Annotated in this window: 14 protein-coding genes; 6 read left to right on the forward strand and 8 right to left on the reverse strand. The window is 58.8% G+C overall.

All coding sequences use genetic code 11. From position 1 onward, the window contains the following. The first annotated feature begins 106 nt into the window (after positions 1 to 106). Together ONZ54_RS11925 and ONZ54_RS11930 are read left to right on the forward strand one after the other, a co-directional pair. Entirely contained in the window at positions 107 to 1297 is a 1191-nt protein-coding gene (locus ONZ54_RS11925; RefSeq protein ID WP_042467370.1) for a class I SAM-dependent methyltransferase, read from the forward strand. 340 nt (positions 1298 to 1637) lie between these two features. Continuing rightward, entirely contained in the window at positions 1638 to 2822 is a 1185-nt protein-coding gene (locus tag ONZ54_RS11930) for an acyltransferase family protein (protein WP_271786248.1), read from the forward strand. Positions 2823 to 3042: 220 nt separating this feature from the next. Here ONZ54_RS11930 and ONZ54_RS11935 read toward each other — a convergent pair whose 3' ends face one another. Beyond that, positions 3043 to 3762 (reverse strand): transporter substrate-binding domain-containing protein, encoded by a 720-nt coding sequence (locus ONZ54_RS11935; protein WP_271786249.1) that lies wholly within the window; start codon positions 3760 to 3762, stop codon positions 3043 to 3045. Positions 3763 to 3967: 205 nt separating this feature from the next. Between ONZ54_RS11935 and selD the strand changes: the two genes are divergently transcribed. The 3 genes from selD to ONZ54_RS11950 are packed head-to-tail and all read left to right on the forward strand — an operon-like array spanning position 3968 to position 6856. Then, positions 3968 to 5008, forward strand: coding sequence for a selenide, water dikinase SelD (selD, locus tag ONZ54_RS11940; protein ID WP_271788279.1), 1041 nt, complete (start codon positions 3968 to 3970; stop codon positions 5006 to 5008). A gap of 58 nt (positions 5009 to 5066) precedes the next feature. Next, on the forward strand, positions 5067 to 6182 hold the full coding sequence (gene mnmH / locus ONZ54_RS11945) for a tRNA 2-selenouridine(34) synthase MnmH (protein WP_005311444.1): 1116 nt from the start codon (positions 5067 to 5069) through the stop codon (positions 6180 to 6182). Between the two features lie 29 nt (positions 6183 to 6211). After that, positions 6212 to 6856 carry an MBL fold metallo-hydrolase gene (locus tag ONZ54_RS11950; RefSeq protein ID WP_271786250.1) on the forward strand — a complete coding sequence of 215 codons (645 nt, stop codon included), beginning with the start codon at positions 6212 to 6214 and terminating at the stop codon, positions 6854 to 6856. Between the two features lie 142 nt (positions 6857 to 6998). Here the strand turns inward: ONZ54_RS11950 and rplY are convergent, their stop codons facing one another. From rplY to ONZ54_RS11975, 5 genes are all read right to left on the reverse strand, one after another. Then, positions 6999 to 7286, reverse strand: a complete 288-nt coding sequence (rplY, locus tag ONZ54_RS11955; protein WP_005311442.1) for a 50S ribosomal protein L25 — start codon at positions 7284 to 7286, stop codon at positions 6999 to 7001. Between the two features lie 106 nt (positions 7287 to 7392). Further along, complete coding sequence (locus ONZ54_RS11960; protein WP_271786251.1) at positions 7393 to 8259, reverse strand: LysM peptidoglycan-binding domain-containing protein; 867 nt, start codon at positions 8257 to 8259, stop codon at positions 7393 to 7395. Positions 8260 to 8337: 78 nt separating this feature from the next. Continuing rightward, a complete protein-coding gene (gene hrpA / locus ONZ54_RS11965; protein WP_271786252.1) occupies positions 8338 to 12225 on the reverse strand; it encodes an ATP-dependent RNA helicase HrpA in 3888 nt (1295 codons plus the stop codon). 203 nt (positions 12226 to 12428) lie between these two features. Continuing rightward, on the reverse strand, positions 12429 to 12851 hold the full coding sequence (locus ONZ54_RS11970; RefSeq protein ID WP_005311439.1) for a CBS domain-containing protein: 423 nt from the start codon (positions 12849 to 12851) through the stop codon (positions 12429 to 12431). Between the two features lie 84 nt (positions 12852 to 12935). Continuing rightward, entirely contained in the window at positions 12936 to 14006 is a 1071-nt protein-coding gene (locus ONZ54_RS11975) for a helix-turn-helix transcriptional regulator (protein WP_034523647.1), read from the reverse strand. Between the two features lie 565 nt (positions 14007 to 14571). On the opposite strand from ONZ54_RS11975, the gene ONZ54_RS11980 reads away from it, so the two are divergent. Continuing rightward, on the forward strand, positions 14572 to 15894 hold the full coding sequence (locus ONZ54_RS11980; RefSeq protein WP_125606729.1) for a YjiH family protein: 1323 nt from the start codon (positions 14572 to 14574) through the stop codon (positions 15892 to 15894). Between the two features lie 317 nt (positions 15895 to 16211). Here the strand turns inward: ONZ54_RS11980 and ONZ54_RS11985 are convergent, their stop codons facing one another. Next, the gene (locus ONZ54_RS11985; RefSeq protein ID WP_011898717.1) at positions 16212 to 16541 is read right to left on the reverse strand and encodes a YbaB/EbfC family nucleoid-associated protein; all 330 of its coding nucleotides are present in this window, start codon (positions 16539 to 16541) and stop codon (positions 16212 to 16214) included. Between the two features lie 127 nt (positions 16542 to 16668). Then, positions 16669 to 19266, reverse strand: coding sequence for a DNA polymerase III subunit gamma/tau (dnaX, locus tag ONZ54_RS11990; RefSeq protein ID WP_271786253.1), 2598 nt, complete (start codon positions 19264 to 19266; stop codon positions 16669 to 16671). Between the last annotated feature and the right edge of the window lie 91 nt (positions 19267 to 19357).

Here is a 19357-nt window from a genome sequence, read left to right on the forward strand (position 1 = left end):
TGATGCCAGATCAGACAAGCCGGGCTCTCTTGCCAAGGTTGTTTGAGTTTTACCAGCGGGCCACATAGAATGTGGCCCCTTTTCTTTTTACCATCGGCAAACACCCATGAGCGTTTTCATCTATCTCGTCAAAGGCCGCGAAAAATCCCTGCTGCGCCGTCACCCCTGGATCTTCTCCAAGGGGATTGAGCGGGTTGAAGGCAACCCCGTTGACGGCGATACCGTCGAGATCTACGCCAACGATGGCCGGTGGCTCGCCCGTGGTGCCTGGTCAGGCAGCTCCCAGATCCGTGCCCGGGTCTGGACCTTCGATAAAGAGGAGACAGTCGATCTCGACTTCTTCCTGCGTCGCCTTAAATATGCCCAGGAGTCCCGCGATCCGCTGATCAAGCGTCAGGGCCTCACCGGCTATCGCCTGTGCGCCGCCGAATCCGACGGTTTGCCGGGTCTGACCATAGACCGTTATGCCGATTTCTTGGTGTGCCAGATCCTCTCCGCCGGTGCCGAGTTCCAGCGCGAGCTGATCACCCAGGCGCTGCGTACCCTCTACCCGGAGTGCAGCATCTATGAGCGCTCCGACGTGGCAGTACGCAAGAAGGAAGGATTGAAAGAGCGCACCGGCGTCATCCATGGCGAGACCCCGACCGAGCCTGTGGTGATCGAAGAGAACGGCGTCAAGATCCTGGTGGACATCCGTAACGGTCACAAGACCGGCTTCTATCTGGATCAGCGCGACAACCGCCAGGCTGTCTCCAAGTACACCTCGGCTAAGCGGGTGCTCAACTGCTTCAGCTACACCGGTGGCTTTGGCATCTATGCCCTCAAGGGTGGCGCCAAAGAAGTGGTCAACGTGGATCTCTCCCAGACTGCGCTGGATATGGCCCGCCAGAACGCCGAGCTGAACGGGCTGGATATCTCCAACACCCAGTTCATCCGTCACGATGTGTTCAAGCTGCTGCGTGAATACCGCGAGAAGGGTGAGAAGTTCGACGTTATCGTGCTGGATCCGCCCAAGTTTGCCGAGAGCAAGGCCCAGCTGCTGGGTGCCTGCCGCGGCTACAAGGACATCAACATGCTGGCGTTCCAGCTGCTGGCGCCGGGTGGCGTGCTGCTGACCTACTCCTGCTCCGGCCTGATGGAGCAGAGCCTGTTCCAGAAGATCGTGGCCGATGCGGCGCTCGACGCCGGTCGCGATGCCCAGATCCTGGAGCTGTTGTCACAAGCCTCCGATCACCCCATTGGCACCGCCTATCCGGAAGGCTTCTACCTCAAGGGGCTGGTGGTACGCGCCCGCTGATCGTCAATACCCGTTCCCTTTGATCAAACAGGCCCGCATTGCGGGCCTGATTTTTAGGCATCGCTGCGTATAATGCCCGAGCGAGACGCGGCTCCTTTACCCCCCCTTCATTCTTCTTCCACCTGTTATCTTTCCCTGTCTTTATTTCACTGCTTGAACGGTTGTTGTGCACAATCTGTGCACACTTATGACTTCAATCACACTCACATGACTCTCTTTTAGGTAGTGTGATCCCGCCTGTGACCAGCATGAGTCAAGGCTGCGGGGCATCAGGCTTGATGCCCCTGCACAACAACAAAATCGATGTCAGGCCAAGCTGAACATCACAAGGGATCCCGATATGAATCAATCATTGCCGCTGTTGACGCCGCTGCGGGGCATCGCTGCCCTGATAGTGGTGCTGTTCCATGCCCGATTACTGCTCTTTCCCCAGTGGATGGAGTCGATCGCAGGCCACACGCAACTCATCGAGAACGGCTACCTCTGGGTCGATCTCTTCTTTATTTTGAGCGGCGTGGTGCTGGCCCATGTCTATGGGGAAGCCTTCAGCCACAGGCCCCGCACCATCGGCTATGGCCGCTTCCTCTGGCTGCGGCTGACCCGGGTCTACCCCCTCTACCTTGTCACCCTGGTGCTGCTGGTTGGCTGGGAGCTTTACAAGGCCCGGCACGGGATTGGCTTCTATGCCGGCCCCCTGTTCAAGATGTGGGAGTGGGAGGGGATGCCGCCCTTCGGCTCCCCCTTCACTCCGGCCGAGGCGCTGCCAAGCGCCTTCCTGCTGCTGCAGGTGGTAACCAATCACGGGCTGACCTGGAACTTCGCCGCCTGGTCCCTCAGTGTGGAGTGGATAAGCTACCTGCTGTTCCCGCTGCTTATCCCGCTTGCGGTGACCCGCAGTCGCTGGAGCCATCTCGCGCCGCTGTTGGCGCTGACGGTACTGGCGTTTATCGTGCACAATCGCGGCACCCTGGATGTCACCAGCGGAGCGCTGGCGGTGGGGCGCGGGGTAAGTGAATTTGTGCTCGGGCTCTGGCTGCTGCCCAGGGTCAAGGCCGCGAAAGGCTTGCCCATGATGCAGCGAGACCTGCCGCTGCTCATTGCCTTTGTACTGCCTTTCGCACTGATGCAGTTCACCATGACGCCACAGCTGACCCTGTTGCTGATCGGCGCCTACGTGTTGCTGATATGGATTGCCGCCGCTCAAGGGGAGCGCCAGAGCCCGCTGCTGCGCCTGCTGGACAACCGCCTCACCAACTGGCTGGGAGATCTTTCCTACTCCATCTACCTGCTGCACGCGCTGGTGCTGCTCACCGGCTGCGAGCTCATCCACTATCTGGCGCCGGGGCTAACCGAGTGGTGGTATGCCCAGACCAGCCCGCTGCTGGGGGTGGTGGCGACCCTGCTGATGCTGGCAGTGCTGATCGGCCTCTCTTCTTTAAGCTACAACCTGCTGGAGCGGCCACTGCAACGGCACCTGCGCCGCCTTGGCAAGTCGCGGCAACCGGCGATGGAGCGAGTCAGTTAAACAAGCAAGTGACCAAGCCTGGATAACCTATCGGTCAGCGTCTCCAGGTTTGCTCAGGCGGCTCGGATGCTAGCTAAAACCGATGCTGTTGTGCATGGGACCATGGTTACCAGTACCCTGCCCGTCACCCCTTGCCCCCAATAACCTGAAAAAGGGGCCACCTTAAGAAGGTGGCCCCTTGATACCGGGTTTAGCAATGATATGGCTCACCGCAGTCGGCTTATTTAACGCCGTAACTGGTCAGGATCTGATCCATGGTCCCGTCTGCACTGATGATTGCCAATCCCTTGTTGAAAGCCTCGATCAACTCCTGGCCGCGCGGGTTTTTCACGCCGCTGGCGATATGCAGCGGGTTGGTGGAGAGCGCATTGGCCGTGAAGGCAAACTTGCTGTCATCCATCCCCTGCTGGGCCATGATGGCCCGGGCAACAACCTCGTCTTCCAACGTCAAATCGATACGCCCATCAAGCAGCTTCTTCAGATTGGTCGGCAAGTCACCGGCCTCCTGGCGGTTTAGCTCAGCCTGCATGAAGTCGTCACCGTAGCCATAACCCCGCACTATGCCAATGCTCTTGCCTTTGAGACTGGCCAAGCCATTCAACTCGAAACTGCCGCCAGCCAACTGGATAAATTTGACCTGATTCTTAAGATACTCGTCACTGAAACGCAGTGACTTGGTGCGCGCCTCGGTGAACCATGCCCCTACCAGAATATCGATATTTCCTTCCTCAACTTCCGACAACGCCCTGGCCCAAGGCATGATCCGCATGTCGAGCTCATAACCCTGGGTGGCAAGTGCGCGTTTGACCAGCTCTACCGAGATGCCTTTGTTGGCATCAATGACAAAGGGAGGCCAGGGGTCTTGCGCAGCCGTCACACTGGCGGCATGCGCCCCAAAGGTCGACAACACCAGCAGTAATCCTATCATCCATGATTTCATCTCATACCTCTTGCCTGTGTGGGGAAACCCTTTGAGATAAGAGGAGCGAAGGACACTTTGTCAAGGCAGCAGAGACGACAGGCTATTGTGATTCGAACCCGCAGAGTCCTTGTGGCATAATGCCCTGTCCAATGGCCCGCTCAGGGTCATCTCCTTTTGCCTGATATACGCTGTTTCATCTTGAGAAACAGCCAAACAAGGGGTAATCATGTCTTCCATTCGTCTGACCCAATACAGCCACGGGGCTGGCTGCGGCTGCAAAATTTCTCCCAAGGTGCTCGACACCATTCTCAAGAGCCAGATCCCGGGCTTTGACGACCCAACCCTGGTGGTTGGCAACAGCAGCAAGGATGACGCGGCCGTGGTCGATATCGGCAACGGTCAGGGCATTGTTTCCACCACCGACTTCTTCATGCCCATCGTCGATGATCCCTTTACCTTTGGCCGCATCGCGGCCACCAACGCCATCAGCGACATCTACGCCATGGGCGGCAAGCCCATCGTTGCCATTGCCATCCTTGGCTGGCCCATCAACACGCTCGCTCCCGAAATTGCACAGCAGGTGATCGACGGCGGCCGCCAGGTGTGCCATGAAGCGGGCATATCCTTGGCTGGCGGCCACAGTATCGATGCCCCCGAGCCCATCTTCGGTCTTGCCGTGACCGGCATAGTGCCGCTCAATGCCATCAAGCAGAACGACACCGCCCAAGCGGGTGACATCCTCTACCTGACCAAGCCCCTCGGTATCGGCATCCTCACCACGGCCCAGAAGAAGGGCAAATTGAAGCCAGAGCATGAGCAGCTGGCCCCCAACGCCATGTGCACCCTCAACAAGATTGGCCAGCGCTTTGCCGAACTGCCCGGCGTGCACGCCATGACGGATGTGACCGGGTTTGGCCTGGCGGGACACCTGCTTGAGATGTGCGAAGGCTCAGGGGTGTGTGCCACCCTCGATTTCAAAGCGCTGCCACTGCTCGACGAGGTAGATTACTACCTGTCCGAGGGCTGCGTACCGGGCGGTACCCTGCGCAACTTTGATTCCTATGGCGCCAAGCTCGGTGCCATGGATGAACGCACCCGCAACATCATGTGCGATCCGCAGACCAGCGGCGGCTTGCTGGTTGCCGTCGGTAAAGAAAGTGAAGCCGAGCTCCTTGCCATCGCGACACAAGCGGGGCTGACCCTCTCCTCCATAGGCCGGCTGAAAGCCTATACCGGAAACCAGTTTATCGAGGTTATCCAATGAGTCAGCGGCTGCTTGCTATTAATACGGATCTGGCTCGGACGTCTCTGGAGGTTCTGCGATGAGCCAACTGCCACTCACCTCGGATCTGGCCCGGATTTTTCTGGATGATGTCCCGCTTATCGACTTGCGTGCCCCCATCGAGTTCAAGGAAGGGGCCTTCCCCTGCTCGACCAGTCTGCCCCTGATGACAGACGATGAGCGTGCCCAGGTGGGCACCTGCTTCAAGCAGCGAGGCCAGGCGGCGGCGATTGAACTGGGCCACCAACTGGTGGGGGGCGCCGTGCGTGCAGAACGGCTCGACGGCTGGCTGGCACAGTTGCGAAAACAGCCCGATGCCCTGCTCTACTGCTTTCGTGGCGGCCTGCGCTCACAAACCGTGCAACTCTGGTTGCATGAGGCCGGGGTCACCCGCCCTCGGGTAGCCGGTGGCTACAAAGAGATGCGCCGTTTCCTCATCGATACCCTGGACAAGGCCGCGGCCGAGTGTCACTGGACAGTGCTGACCGGCATGACCGGCTCCGGCAAGACCCATATGCTGGAGCACGTGACTCAGGCGGTGGATCTGGAGGGGCATGCCCATCACAGGGGCTCGTCATTTGGTCAGCTTCCAGGGGGCCAGCCCAGCAACATCAATTTTGAAAACAAGCTGGCCATCGAGCTGCTCAAGCGCCGCCACCAGGGTGAACATGCTTTCGTGGTAGAGGACGAGAGCCGGCTCATCGGCCGCTGCTGCCTGCCCAACCCCCTGTTTGATGCCATGTGCGAGGCACCGCTGGTGGTGGTGGATGTACCGCAGAGCGAGCGTGCCGAACAGATCCGCCAGGACTATGTGCACGATCTCTGGCTGCGTTATCAGGCCATGTTTGGTGCCGAAGAAGGCTGGCCACTGTTTGCAGCCTATCTCACCGATGCGCTGGCCCGCCTCAAGCGCCGCCTTGGCGATCAAGCACACCGCGAGCTGGACCAGCTGATGCAAATCGCCCTTGCCGAGCAAGCCAACAGCGGCACCACCGAGCGCCATCTGGCCTGGATCACCCTGCTGCTGACCCGCTACTACGACCCCATGTATCTCTATCAACTGGGCAACAAGCGTGAGCGCATCGTGTTCCGGGGTGAGAAGCAGGCCTGTCTGGACTTCTTTGCCGAGCAACACGCAGCCCGGCAGCAAGGCTGACTCACCCCCGTCAAACAAGAGGACCCCCTATGTTGAAATTCGAGGTGATCCCGGTCACCCAATTCGCCCAGAACTGCTCCCTCATCTGGTGTGACGAGACCCACCAGGCGGCGCTGATTGACCCGGGTGGCGAGGCCGACAAGCTGCTCGCAGCCATCACCAAGCGCGGGCTTACCCTGACCCACATCCTGCTGACCCATGGCCATCTGGATCACGTGGGCGCCGCCGCAGAGCTGCGTGAAACAACCGGCGTAGCCATCACAGGCCCCCACAAAGAAGATGCCTTCTGGCTCGACATGCTGCCCCGGCAGAGCCAGATGTTTGGCTTCGCCCATACCCCTGCTTTCACGCCGAATAGCTGGCTTGAGCAGGGTGACAAGGTGCGAGTGGGCAACTGCGAGCTGGAGGTCTATTTCTGTCCGGGCCACACTCCGGGCCACGTCATCCTGCTCAGCCAGGCCGAAAAACTCGCCTGGGTTGGTGACGTGCTGTTCGCCGGCAGCATAGGCCGCACCGACTTCCCACGCGGTGATCACGCCACCTTGATAAAGTCGATCACTGAAACCCTGCTGCCGCTGGGTGACGAGATTGTCTTTATCCCGGGCCATGGCCCCAGCTCCACCTTTGGCCGAGAAAAGGCAAGCAATCCTTACCTGACCCAAGCCGTCTGGTAACAGCAAGCAGGCTTGCCACTGACGCCAAGAGGGCGACCCCGGGGTCGCCCTCTTTCATGACTTGCTGCACGCGTCATCAAACGCCAGACAGCAAAAAGCCACTCCTGAGAGTGGCTTTTTCTTCAACCAGATTGGCTCGCTATTAAACGCGAACGAAATCCAAGTGAACCAGCTTCGGCTTAACCGGGTGACGCTGGATAGCCTTCACTTTAACGTTGACTTCTTCACCGTTGATGACCAGGGTCAGCACGGATTCGTAGAATTCCGGCTTCTCTTGAGCGATGATGAATTTTTTGTGGTCAACAGTGATGGACTGAGCTTCTTTGCCGGCACCGTAGATGATGGCAGGAACTTGGTCAGCGTGACGCAGGCGGCGGCTCGCACCTTTCCCCAGGTCAGAACGGACTTCAGCTTGGAATACGAAAGACATAGTGGTTATCTCATATAGATGAATTTATGGTGCTGACTGCGACCGGTCAGCACCTCGCAAAACGAGGGCGCATACTAGCATGGGCCCTGAACAGTGACAAGATACCTTAACGCCCCTGCTCCAGTCGGGCAAAACGCTGCTGCCGCTGTGCCGGACTCAGGGCATCGAAGCGCGCCAGCGTCTGCGGCGCAGGGCAGTAGAGGGTATCCCCCGCCTTCACCCGGATGCCGTTGCCCATCAGCGGGCGATTGTCATCGACAATGGCCAGCAGATAGCTGTAAGTGTCCCCAGCTATGCCCGTGACAGTGCCGTTCTGAGCCAGGGTCGCAGCAATGCGCCACAGGGTTTCTCCCGATGCCACCCGATGACAGACCTGCTTGCCACCGGCAGCGGGAGCCGCCAGCGTCAAGGTTGTGTTGACGGATGTCGGTGTGACAACGGGTTGCGATTCTCTCTTCGCCTCGTCTCGGGCGACACTCGCCAGCATGGCCTCCGGCGCCAGCCAGATTGCGCGCAGATTGAGACTCACCAGCAGCGGCTCGGCTCCATCACGGATGGCTCTTGGCTGACCGGGCATCACAGGCGCGGAAAATTCCGCCATAAAGGGTACCTGACCAGGGATCGCAGCCTGTTGGCTCTGCCTCTGATCCAAGGCAGGCAGCAGGGGTGCAAGCCCGTAGGCGGCCTCATCGATACGCCTGAGCCGGGCCAGATACGCCTTGGAGAGTTGAGCCTCCCCCTCGAACAGGTCAAAGGGGGGCACCAGCCGGGCCGGAAACAGCACCTGCCAGCGGCCCTTCTTTTTCTTGAGCTCAAGGGGGGGGAATTGATTGCCCCGCCAGGCCACGAACATGGCCGGCGGAGTACGGTGTAGCGGGTAATACTCCGGGGTCAGTTGTACCCAGGTTTGCTCGGCTATGGGTTGATAGCCACTGATGTTGACCATTGCCACGCTTAACCAGAATCCAAGCATCCTTGCTCCTCCGTTAGCCTTTTCCTGGTCGGCGGCAAGGGCCACCGACACGAAGACCTGCTTGTCTCCTACAGCAGATTAGCACTGGGCGATGGCGTTGAGCACCCGTTTATCTGACACCGGATAGGGGGTCCCCAGATTCTGGGCGAAGAAGGAGACCCGCAGCTCCTCGATCATCCAGCGGATATTGGCCACTTCGGTCGGGATCAACTGGGATTTGGGGATCTTGGCCAAGAGAGCCTTGTACTCGGCTTCAACGCTCTGCACCTTGAGCATGTAGACCCGATCCCGGTTGGGGTCGATGGCCAGTTTTTCCATCCGACGCTCGATGGCTCGCAGGTAGCGCAGCAAATCCGGCAGCCGCTGCCAGCCAGTCTCGGTCACAAAGCCTTTATGGATCAGTTTGTCGAGCTGGAGCTGAATATCCGACATGGCAAAGGCGGTGTCGAGCTGCATCTTGCCCTTGAGCCGCTTCTTGATTTCGTGAGAAAGCGTCAGCACGGCTTCCACCTGGCTGGCCACTTCCACCACGGCATCGTTGAGCTCGGCGCGCACAAATTCCTTGAGCGCTTCGAAACCGGCCTCATCCCATGCCAATCCACCATGCTGGGCGATCAACTTGTCGCAGCCGCAGGCAATGCAGTCATCGATAAGCTCTGCCACCTTGCCAAACGGATTGAAATAGAGCCCCAACTTGGCCTTGTTGGGCAGCTTCTCCTGCAGGTACTTGATGGGTGATGGCACGTTGAGCAGCACCAGTCGGCGCTGGCCCGCCCACATCAGCTGTTGCTGGGCCACAGCGCTCTCCACCAGCTGGATGGAGACAGAGTCCTTCTCATCCACCAAAGCCGGATAAGCCTTCACCTCGAAGCCGCCGCGCTTCTGGCTGTATTCCTGCGGCAATTCACCAAAGCTCCACAGCGTCAGGCCTGACTGCTCGATATCGTCGTCCGCCACCTGGGACAGCGTCTCCTGCACACGCCCACGCAAGGATTCTTTCAGCGCCTCCAGATCCTTGCCTTCCGCGACAGGCTTGTGCCTATCGTCCACCACCCGGAAGGTGAGTTTCAGGTGATCGGGCACCGCAGACCAATCCCATGACTCGCGGGGCACAGTCACCCCCGTCATGCGCCGCAGTTGACGCTCCATCTCGTCCAGCAGTGGTCCCTGCTCTGGGTTGAGGCTGGCGAGCAGCGCATCGGCGTAGTTGGGGGCCGGTACGAAATTCTTGCGCATCGGCTTTGGCATGGATTTTATCAGCGCCACCAGCAACTCATGGCGCAGACCGGGGATCAGCCACTCGAATCCCTTTACCTCCACCTGATTGAGCAGTGGCAGCGGAATATGCAGGGTGACGCCATCGGCCGCCTCCCCCGGTTCAAACTGGTAGCTCAATTTAAGTTTGAGTCGTCCCTGCTGCCAGAAGTTGGGATAGTCGAGATCACTGATGTGGGCCGCATCCCCCTTCATCAGCATCTCCCGCTCGAAATTGAGCAGCTCTGGGTCCTGCTTTTGCGCCTCTTTCCACCAGTTGTCGAAGTGGCGACTTGATATCACCTCTTCCGGCAAACGGGCGTCGTAGAAGCGGAACAAGTCCTCATCCTCCACCAGAATGTCGCGACGGCGGGACTTGTGTTCCAGCTCCTCCACCTCGGCCAGAAGCTTGCGGTTGTCGCCAAAGAAGCGGTGACGGGTCTCGAAATCCCCCTCCACCAGGGCACGACGGATAAATAGCTCTCGACACAGCACAGGATCGAGGCGGCTGAAGTTGATGGTGCGCTCATTGACCAGCGTCAGACCAAACAGGGTCACTTTCTCCTTGGCCATGACGGCGCCATTCTTCTTCGACCAGTGGGGATCGCTGTGGTGCAGCTTGATGAGGTGAGCCGCCAGCGGCTCCACCCACTCGGGTTCAATCTTGGCATTGACCCGGGCATAGAGGCGGGAGGTTTCCACCAGTTCGGCGGCCATCACCCACTTGGGCGGTTTCTTGAACAGACCCGAGGCCGGGAAAATGTGGAAGCGGCCGTTGCGGGCGCCTAGAAACTCGGGCTTCTCCAGATCCTTGTTGCCGATATGGCTCAGGAGGCCGGTCAGCAAGGCGCAATGCACCGTCTTGAAATCCGCCGGTTCATGATTGGCTTTAAAGCCCAGCTCTTTCACCGTCTGGCGCAACTGGAAGTGAATATCCTGCCATTCGCGCACCCGCAGGTAGGAGAGGAACTCCTTCTGGCACATGCGGCGGAACGGGTTGCTGCCCAGTGCATCCTGCTGCTCTTTGAGGTAATTCCACAGATTGACGAAGGCAAGGAAGTCAGAGTCCTTGTCTTCAAAGCGCTTGTGTTGCTCATCGGCAGCCTGCTTCTTCTCCATCGGCCGCTCACGGGGATCCTGGATGCTGAGGCCTGCGGTGATCACCATGACCTCGCTCAGGCAACCGGTTTGCGCCGCCGTGATCACCATTTTCGCCAAACGTGGATCAAGGGGAATGCGCGACAGCTGACGACCTATGTCGGTCAACTGCAGTTTGGGCTCCTGATCCCGAGTGCCAGGCAGCTCTCTAACTGCCTCCAGCTCCTTGAGCAGGCTCAGGCCATCCTTGATGTGGCGCGACTCGGGCGGCTCGACGAAGGGGAAGGCCTCCATGTTGCCAAGCCCCAGCGCCAGCATCTGCAAAATGACGGAAGCCAGGTTGGTACGCAGGATCTCGGGATCGGTAAAAGCGGGACGATTGTTGAAATCCTCTTCGGAGTAGAGGCGTATACAGATACCGTCCGCCACCCGGCCACAACGCCCTTTGCGCTGGTTGGCACTGGCCTGGGAGACCGGCTCTATAGGCAGGCGCTGCACCTTGGTACGCCAGGAGTAGCGACTGATGCGGGCAGTGCCCGGGTCTATCACATAACGGATGCCCGGCACTGTGAGAGAGGTTTCCGCCACGTTGGTGGCGAGCACGATGCGCCGCCCGGCGTGTTGCTGGAACACCCGGTTCTGCTCTGTATTGGAGAGGCGCGCATAGAGCGGCAGCACTTCGGTATCTCGCCGGCCCAGTTTGTTCAAGGCATCGGCGGTATCGCGGATCTCCCGCTCGCCGTTCATGAAGATGAGAATGTCCCCCAGTCCTTCCTCGGCCAGCTCCTGCACCGCATCGAAGATACCCTGCAACTGGTCGCGATCGTCACTCCCCTCCAGCAGCGGCCGATAGCGTACATCGACGGGATAAGTGCGGCCGGAGACCTCGATCACCGGCGCCTTGTTGAAATGGCGGGAGAAGCGCTGGGGGTCTATGGTAGCCGAAGTGATGATCACCTTGAGATCGGGGCGCCTTGGCAGCAGCTGCTTGAGATAACCCAGAATGAAGTCGATGTTGAGGCTGCGCTCGTGGGCCTCATCGATGATGATGGTGTCGTACTGGGTCAACATACGGTCGTTCTGGATCTCCGCCAGCAAGATACCGTCTGTCATCAGCTTGATGTGGGTCTGCTCGCTCACCTGATCGGTAAAGCGCACCTTGTAACCCACGTACTGGCCGAGTTCTGACTCCATCTCCTCTGCGATACGAGCAGCCACAGTACGGGCAGCCAGACGGCGCGGCTGGGTGTGGCCGATAAAGCCCTTCACCCCGCGCCCCAGCGCCAGGCAGATCTTGGGGATCTGGGTCGTTTTGCCCGAGCCGGTTTCACCGGCGATGATCACTACCTGATGCTCACTGATCGCCTTGGCGATCTCTGCCTGCTTCTGGCTGACAGGCAAGTTGTCCGGGTACGTGACCTTGGGGACACCGGCCAGACGGGACTGATAACGCGCCTGCGCTGCGTCCAGATCGGCGGCAATGGTCTCCAGCACTGTGATCTGCTTGCCCTCGGGCAGCTTCTTGATCCCGTTCAGACGACTGGAAAGACGACGGGCATCAAGGTTCATGCAGGCTGATAGACGGCGGCGCAGCGCCTCGATAGAGAGAGACAAGGTACAAATTCCTTAATAGAGAGCCCGGCATGGGGCCATATCGACAAGCTTCGGCAGATCCTAAAGAGCGGGCGGGAGCGGTGCAAGCCTTAAAGCGATTGGGGTAGAGATGAAAGCCGGAATAGATCCGGTATGAAGAGAATGCCTGAATAAAAAGAGCAGGCACCCGGCCTGCTCCTGATGACGTCTTCCACTCAACCCGATCAGACCCGGGCCTTGTGCACGAAGCAGGTACCCAGCTGGGCATGGATCGCCTGCATCACATCGTGACGGCTGATCACCCCGAGCAGGCGACCCTCCTCCACCACCGGATAGATCTTGGGCTTTTGCCCCATCATCATCTCGGCCAACTCCAGAATGCTGGTATCAGGCCCGACGGCCAGCACCTCATTGCGCATCACATTCTTGACCTGAGCCACCTGCTCGCAGTGATAGGCCTCTTTGAGCATGACGGCGATACAGTCCTGCTCGGACACCCAACCAATGAGATGGCCCAGTGCATCCACTACCGGGCCACCGAGCTGGCGGCTATTGAGAAACTTTTCCACCGCAGATTGCACCATCATGTCAGCGCTGAACGTGATGGGCCGGTGCTGCATGTAATCCTTTGCTTTTAGTGATTCCATTGTGCTTCCCCCAACCAGCCTCCCGGGCGGGAGGCGCAAGTCAGACACTATGTCCGACCCACACCAAGCATAGCTCGCCCAATATCAGGAGATGGATTGCAGCAGCAACAGCAATTCATTCTGGCTGTGGCAGTCGGTCTTCTTGAAGACCCCCTTGAGGGTCGAGCGGACTGTTTCCACCTTGACACCGCGCAGCTCGGCGATGTCGTTGCTGCTATAACCCTTGCTCATCAGCACCAACAACTCTTTCTCGCCGATGGTGAGGGGGTAAAGGCTCGCCAGTGCCTCGATATCGGGATTGAATGAGTGTTCGGGATCACGCAGCACCACTTCCACATAACGCTCAAACCGGCTGAGGCCGCTCATCAGGGTGCACTGGATCAGCAAGGGCCTTAAATTGGCCTGACGGGGAATGGACATATAAGCGCTCGCCCCCGGCAACAGGTAAGCAAAGCCATTCAATATCTCTTTGAACTGGCGTTGCTGCTCCTTATTTTGCAGCGAGAAGATACCATTGATGGCTCGCAGCTCCACATTTTCATCTGAGATACGGTTGAAGGCCACATTGGAATAATGGATATGGCCTTTGTCATCGACGATGGCACTGGGCTTATTATGATTTTTAACCAGCTGCTGCAGCTGGTAGTTCTGGGTCTCCAGGGCCAGCAGATTCCAATAATGGTGGCTCCAGGCAGCCAGGCCGGAATAAACCTCTCCCAGTGAGGAGATATCCTGAGCGCTGAAATCATCCTGGCTGGCACCACGATAGGTACACAGGCTGCTAAGGCCCCGCCCCTTCACCCGGCAGACGCCACCCGCCGCAAACTGGGCGCCGAAGCTGGCCAGCAATCCTGCCGAATTGGACAGGGTGGTGGCATTGACTATGCCCTGGCAGCCCTTGTCCAGATAATGATTGAACCACACATCCTGGCGATGGTGTTGCACATAGAACTGCTGCTGAGCCTCGGTCAGGCCGCTTGAGAAGAGTTTTATCCCGTCGCTTTTGTCATCATCCCGTAACAAAAATAGCGAGGAACTCCCCGACACATCGGTGCGGAACTGATCCACCACCAACTTAATGTCAGAATCATTAATACCGCACTCATATAACTGGCTTATATAGGGCGATACCCTTTCCTTTACTAATGCCTTCACACCCGAACTCCTAATTCTTATTTTTATTGAGGAGGCATCTTACTCTGCAATGAGAAACGCGAAAAGTAGTCAAATGAACAAAGGTTTTATAACTGTTCCGTAAATAGTAATGATGAAACGACATAAGGGTGAGCGAAAGCGAAAATTTAAAATCCAAGTTAATGTTTTTTATGCTTTTTGTCGCTATGGATTTTTTTGTCGGTCTAAAGATTCCTGTCTCTGTGACATCCTGATTACCCGACAGGCCTCACATTTTATCCCTTTTGCCATGACAGCGGGTCCAGCCCGGATAAAAGCGCGACACCCTGCAACCCGCGGTGCTGCGATACCGGGTCTACGCAGACAAGCCACAGGTTATCTATTCCATCGTGCTGGCGCCTGAACCAAAAACCCTCATCCCAAAGAGCCGGGCAAGCCGTTAGTTGTCTGGGTCCCCTCATAAAAGACTCAAGTTGAGCTTGTTTCCAAGAGGTTAATTTTGTGTTTTATTTGTGAACATGGACGGGTATTGTATATACAATTCGTTAGATGGATATCGGACAGGTATCAACCACAAGGAGAGTGTATGGAACCGGAAAATGTATTGATAGCGCCCACCCGATCAGCGGCGGGGATCAAGCTGCTGCTAGCCAGCCTGTTTGGTATCGCCATCTTCTTCATCCCCTTTGAACTGGCAGGCCGCAGCACCATCATGGTGGACCACCTGGCCGGTTTTCTGATAGCGCAGCGCCCACTGGCGGTGGGGTTGATCCTGTTGCTGATTGGCTATGGTGCCATCACACCCTTGCTGGATGGTCGCTGGCGCGCCCGTCCCATCGACCGGCTTCTGAGCCTGTTCAAGCTGATCGGCCTGGTACTGGCACTCATGTATGTTGCCAATCTGGGGCCGGCCTGGCTGATGACGCCGGATCGTCTGCCCTTCCTGTTTGACAAGCTGGCCATGTCGGTCGGTCTTATCGTGCCCATTGGTGCCATGGCCCTTACTTTCTTGCTCGGCTTCGGTCTGCTGGAGCTGATAGGCGTACTGATGCAGCCCGTGATGCGGCCGCTGTGGCGCACGCCGGGGCACTCTGCCATTGATGCTGTCGCCTCTTTCGTCGGCAGCTATTCGGTGGGACTGCTCATCACCAACCGGGTCTTTCTCGCGGGTAAATACACTGTACGGGAAGCGGTCATCATTGCGACCGGGTTCTCCACCGTATCGGCCGCCTTCATGATCATAGTGGCCAAGACCCTCAACCTGATGGAACACTGGAACTTCTATTTCTGGTCCACCCTGGTGATCACCTTTGTCATCACCGCCATCCTGGCGCGCGTGCCCCCCATCTCCAACATGGCCCATCACGGGGAAACCGACGAACCATTGCCCGCCGGCAAGAACCGCTGGCAAGCCGCACTGGCATCCGGGCTGACCCAATCCAGCATGGCGCAACCCGTACTGCGCCAGTTGCAGGACAACCTCAAGGATGGCCTGCTGATGGCGGCTGCCGTGGTGCCCACCATATTGTCGGTCGGTCTGCTCGGTCTGTTGCTGGCGCAGCACACACCGCTGTTCGACCTGCTGGGCTGGCTGCTGTGGCCGCTCACCTGGCTGCTGGAACTGGGCGAACCGCTGGAAACTGCCAGGGCACTTTCAGCCGGGCTGGCGGAGATGTTCTTGCCCGCCATTTTGCTCAAAGATGCCGACCTGCTGGTGCGCTATGTCACCGCAGTGGTATCGGTCAGCTCGGTTCTCTTCTTCTCCGCCTCCATACCCTGCATCCTGGCCACCCGGATCCCGGTGAGTGTGGGCCAGCTGGTGGTGATCTGGCTGCTGCGCACCCTGCTTGGCATAGTGCTTGCCGCACTGTGCGGCAAGCTTGCCATGGCAGCAGGCTGGCTGAGTTAAGCAAGGTGGCAACACCCTAGTGATGAAGCACAAGCGTGTGCACAAACCAAGAAGGCGCCCTCGGGCGCCTTCTTTTGGCTTAGGGACAGCCATTACACCAGCCCGGCACCTTGGCGCGTCATCGGAAAAAACGCCATAAAAAACGCAGCTGACACAGATCCCTGTATCAGCTGCGTCCTGGTCACGCTTGATAGGGCTTGCGATGCCAGATGAGGAACGAATGAAACACCCATCCTGCGCCACATCGCAAGGAGCATCAGACCGATCTGGCCCTGAGCTCACGCCCCTATCGACGCATTGGATTTACGTCAGCATCCTTAGAAGGGCAGCTTCATGCCTGGGGGCAGTTGCATGCCACCGGTCAGCTCGCCCATCTTGCTCTTGCTCTGCTCTTCCACACGACGTACGGCATCGTTGACGGCAGCAGCAACCAGATCTTCGATCATCTCTTTGTCATCTTCCATCAGGCTCTGATCGATCTCGATGCGACGTACGCTGTGACTGCCAGCCATGGTGACCTTGACCATACCAGCACCGGCTTCGCCGACTACTTCCATCTCGGCAAGCTGCTCTTGCATCTTTTGCATGCGCTCTTGCATCTGTTGGGCCTGTTTCATCAGGTTCCCCATTCCACCTTTACCAAACATATGTCGTCTCTCGTCTTGAAATCCGGCATCCAGCGCCGGGCTGTGGGCTTGTTCTGTCCTAAATGGGGACAGGCAAACCCCTTTTCAACCGGGCACTGGGCCCGGCATGGGTTTTAACGAATCGTATTCAACTGCTCAGCGGCTCTATGCTCTCCTGGTGGAGCACGGCGCCAAACCTTTGTCTAAGAAATTGCACATTGGGATCCTGCTCCAGATCCCGGCTCACCTGCTCGCGCACCCCCAGATAGAGGCGATGCTCGATCTCAAGGGGGGTTTCCTGATCCGGCACAGTCCCCAGTGTCACCTCCACCTGCACGGCTTGGCCAAGCTCGGGGCCTATGATCTCGGCCAGATCGACACGGGCCCTGTCGCTGACCAGATGACGCTGTTCGGGTTTCAGGGTCAACAACACCTTGTCTCCCTGCCGGGTCATAACAGAGTTGATCGCAAGCTGGCGCAGCCGGCCACCGACGCCAGTACGGGCAATCAACTCAGCCCAGGGATCGCCGCAATTGACCAGCAAGGAAGACGGGATCAGTCTGGCGACCTCTTCCCCCTCCTCGGGTTGGTTGTCGCTCTCCAGCTCATCCCAGTCTATGGTCTCCATCACGGAGGCAACCATGGGCGCTGGCTCGCTGGTAGCAACTGCTTGGGGCATCACGGGGGCGGCACTGGACACGGCAGGCGCTACCTGCGCCCTCGCGGCCGGCGTACCGTCCAGATCCCAGGGCGGCAGATCATCGGGGTTGGGGCGAGCCCTGGTGGGCGCCTGAGCCGGGGCAGCCTGACCATAGGCAGGCACGGCACTGGCTCCCGAAGCCGCCGTCTGTGCCACATTCGCCATTGACGCACTGGCAGCAGACTCGCCAAAGCCTTGATTCAGATACTCTTCATAGTCGCTGCCACCCTCATCATACGCATCCAGCGGCGGCAATTCGTCATATGCCGTCACAGGGGCTGAATGATGGACAGGCGCCACAGCCGCTGCTTGCCAGGGAGCTGATGGTGGTGTGACGGCTGGCTGAGCGACAGGGCGCCCCTCGGGCGCAGCCACCGGTTTGATGGGTGCAACACGCGGGGCCTGGGCTGTCGCAGGCTCGCTGCGCAATCGACTGCGCAGCAGATTGCGCTTGCCCAGCAGGCTCTGCATGCTGGACGCGGCAGACGGCGCGGCTTCAGGCTCAACCACCGACTCGGCGGCTGTCTCAGCCGGCACCTCGATGGGTTGCTCAGCTGCCACTGCCATGTCTGAAGGAACGTGCTGCATCACCTCATCGGCAACCACAACGGTGCTGATCGGGGCGCTCGGCGCATCCATGGCAGGCTGCGCCTCGTAGCCCATCTGCTGCGCTTCGCGCAGCAACTCGTCCTGTTCTGCAAAGAGCGGCGCGCTCAGCGCATCGCTGGCCATCTCCTGCTCATCCGTCTCGAGCACGGCATGCGCAACAAGGGGCATCATCTTGGTGGCGGTATGTTCTACCGACACGGATCCGGGGGCAGCAAGGGGAGCCACAATCGCAGTGGCCAGCGTCGGGGCGGAGTCAGCCCCGCGGGCCTTTCCCAGCTGGGCCGGCGCGGCTCCCATCCCTCCCGCCATGGAGGGTGGCAGAGCCGTGAGATTGGCAGGATGCACGGCCTCACGACGTGGGGAGAAAGCCAGCATGCGCAAGCACGTCATCTCCAGCGAGGTGCGACCGTCCGGTGCCCAGGGCAGATCTTTTCGTCCCCCCAGCACGATTTGGTAACAAAGCTGCACCTCTTCCGGGCTCATGGCCTGGGCAAGTTGCAGCAGAGACTCGGCATCGGCCCCCTGCTCCTGCACTGTGGCAGGCAACAGCTGTGCCATGGCAATGCGGTGCAGCAGACCTTCCAGCTCGGCATGGAGCTGATCAAAATCGGGACCCAGGGTAGCGATTTCAGTGATCTTGGCCATGGTGGCCGCAGCATCCTGGCGCAGGATCGCCTCCAGCAACTGGTGCAGGTGACGATGGTCCAGGGTGCCCAACATGGCCAGCACGCTTTCAAGGCGCACGCTGCCATTGCCATGGGCCAGCGCCTGATCGGTCAGACTCAGGGCATCGCGCATGCTGCCATCGGCCGCCTTGGCCAGGGCCAGCAGGGCACGCGGTTCGAACGGTTGAGCTTCCTGATCCAGCACCCACTCCAGCTGCTTGGCAATCTGGGTCTGATCCAGACTCTTGAGATGAAACTGCAAGCAACGGGAGAGAATGGTAATGGGCAGCTTCTGCGGATCCGTGGTGGCCAGCAGAAACTTCACATAGGGGGGCGGCTCTTCCAGGGTTTTGAGCAGAGCGTTGAAGCTGTGACGCGACAACATGTGCACCTCATCGATGAGATACACCTTGAAGCGGCCGCGGGCCGGGCGGTACTGCACGTTATCGAGCAGCTCGCGGGTATCTTCCACCTTGGTGCGGGAGGCGGCGTCAATCTCCAGCAGATCGACAAAGTTGCCCTGATCGATCTCGCGGCAGGTGTCGCATACGCCGCACGGGTGACTGCTGATCCCCTGCTCGCAATTGAGACTCTTGGCCAGAATGCGGGCTATGGTGGTCTTGCCGACCCCTCGGGTACCGCTGAGCAGATAGGCATGATGCAACCTCCCCTGATCCAGGGCGTTGGTCAAGGCGGTCAGCACATGATGCTGGCCTACCACTTGTTCAAACGTATGGGGGCGCCATTTACGCGCCAGAACCTGATAGCTCATAAATCTCGATGCAGGAATAACAAGGCATTGAGGCAGAATGCTAACACAAATGGATGTTGGGCTGTATCGGCTATCGGCGAGGTCGGGAGGG

It is taken from the genome of Aeromonas salmonicida (assembly GCF_028355655.1).
Lineage (GTDB): Bacteria > Pseudomonadota > Gammaproteobacteria > Enterobacterales > Aeromonadaceae > Aeromonas > Aeromonas salmonicida.

Excerpts from the sequence above, each read along its gene's own strand:
- ONZ54_RS11925 (WP_042467370.1), top strand. The coding sequence starts at position 107 with ATGAGCGTTTTCATCTATCTCGTCAAAGGCCGCGAAAAATCCCTGCTG.
- ONZ54_RS11930 (WP_271786248.1), top strand. The coding sequence starts at position 1,638 with ATGAATCAATCATTGCCGCTGTTGACGCCGCTGCGGGGCATCGCTGCC.
- ONZ54_RS11935 (WP_271786249.1), bottom strand. The coding sequence starts at position 3,762 with ATGAAATCATGGATGATAGGATTACTGCTGGTGTTGTCGACCTTTGGG.
- mnmH (WP_005311444.1), top strand. The coding sequence starts at position 5,067 with ATGAGCCAACTGCCACTCACCTCGGATCTGGCCCGGATTTTTCTGGAT.
- ONZ54_RS11950 (WP_271786250.1), top strand. The coding sequence starts at position 6,212 with ATGTTGAAATTCGAGGTGATCCCGGTCACCCAATTCGCCCAGAACTGC.
- rplY (WP_005311442.1), bottom strand. The coding sequence starts at position 7,286 with ATGTCTTTCGTATTCCAAGCTGAAGTCCGTTCTGACCTGGGGAAAGGT.
- ONZ54_RS11960 (WP_271786251.1), bottom strand. The coding sequence starts at position 8,259 with ATGCTTGGATTCTGGTTAAGCGTGGCAATGGTCAACATCAGTGGCTAT.
- ONZ54_RS11970 (WP_005311439.1), bottom strand. The coding sequence starts at position 12,851 with ATGGAATCACTAAAAGCAAAGGATTACATGCAGCACCGGCCCATCACG.
- ONZ54_RS11980 (WP_125606729.1), top strand. The coding sequence starts at position 14,572 with ATGGAACCGGAAAATGTATTGATAGCGCCCACCCGATCAGCGGCGGGG.
- ONZ54_RS11985 (WP_011898717.1), bottom strand. The coding sequence starts at position 16,541 with ATGTTTGGTAAAGGTGGAATGGGGAACCTGATGAAACAGGCCCAACAG.
- dnaX (WP_271786253.1), bottom strand. The coding sequence starts at position 19,266 with ATGAGCTATCAGGTTCTGGCGCGTAAATGGCGCCCCCATACGTTTGAA.